Origin of the sequence: Streptomyces sp. NPDC005955, assembly GCF_042871255.1 — a bacterium.
In the GTDB taxonomy this organism is placed as follows: Bacteria; Actinomycetota; Actinomycetes; order Streptomycetales; family Streptomycetaceae; genus Streptomyces.
Genome location: NZ_JBIAIF010000041.1, coordinates 1 through 1,410, shown reverse-complemented (window position 1 = coordinate 1,410; position 1,410 = coordinate 1). Strand labels below are relative to the sequence as shown.

Annotated in this window: 1 protein-coding gene; it reads right to left on the bottom strand. The window is 60.8% G+C overall.

What is annotated here, in order from left to right:
- Window positions 1-1,292 (bottom strand): acyltransferase domain-containing protein (locus tag ACFYOU_RS33310; protein WP_391311055.1); only part of this gene is annotated, 1,292 nt, incomplete at its 3' end.
- Between the last annotated feature and the right edge of the window lie 118 nt (window positions 1,293-1,410).

Sequence of the window (1,410 nt, the reverse complement as noted above, 5' to 3'; positions counted from 1 at the left end):
CCGACGCGGTGTTCGTTAAGCCAGGGATGGGTGTGCGAAGACAACCGCGCAGTGAACAACCACCCACCCGACCCCGCCAACTCCACACCCGCCCCCAACACCCCATGCCCCAAAACCTCCAACCCCACAGCACCCACATCACCCACCCCACCCGACTCCAACCAAAAACGCTCCCGCTCAAACGCATACGTAGGCAACTCCACCCGAGACCCACCCACACCCACAAACAACTCACCCCACGCCACATCCACACCCGAAACAAAAACCCGACCAAGCGCCGACAACAACCCCTCCACCTCACCACGATCCCCCCGCAAAACAGGAACCGCCAACACCCCCGAAACCACCCCAGACACCAACCCCGACAACACACCACCAGGACCCAACTCCAACAACACACCCACCCCCGCACCCACCATCGCCTCCACACCATCACCAAAACGCACCGCCTCCCGCACATGCCGCACCCAATACTCCGGCACACCCATCACACCCCCCGACACCACCTCACCCGTCACATTCGACACCACACCCAAAACCGGCTCACCAAACGACAACCCCTCCACCACCGCACGAAACTCATCCAACATCGGCTCCACCAAAGGCGAATGAAACGCATGCGACACCCGCAAACGAGAAGAACGCCGCCCACCCAAACGCCCCACAACCTCCCACACCTCACCCTCAACACCCGACAACACCACAGAACCAGGCCCATTCACCGCAGCAACCGACACCCCAGCCGACAACAACGGCAACACCTCACCCTCACCAGCCTCCACCGCCACCATCACCCCACCATCCGGCAAACCCTCCAACAACCGAGCCCTCGCCGAAACCAACACACACGCATCCTCCAACGACAACACCCCCGCCACATAAGCAGCCACCACCTCCCCCAACGAATGACCCCCCACAAACCCCACCCGCACACCCAACGACTCAACCAACCGAAACAACCCCACCTCCACCGCAAACAAAGCAGGCTGAGCCCACACCGTCCGACTCAACAACTCCTCATCATCACCCCACACCACATCAACCAAACCCTCAAAACACCCCACCACCTCATCAAAAGCACGAGCAAAAACCGGAAACCGCCCATACAACTCCCGCCCCATACCCAACCGCTGCCCACCCTGACCAGAAAACATCACACCCACACCACCCACCACACCACCCACCACACCACGAGCAACCTCCACCACACCCCCACCCGACGCCAACAAAACAGCCCGCACATCAAAAACCGAACGCTCCAACAACGACCACCCCACATCCACCACACCCACACCACCCACACACCCCAAACGCTCCAACTGACCCTCCAACGAACCCACCGACCTCGCCGAAACCACCCACGGCACCACACCCACACCAGAACCAGAACCAGAACCAGAACCAGAACCA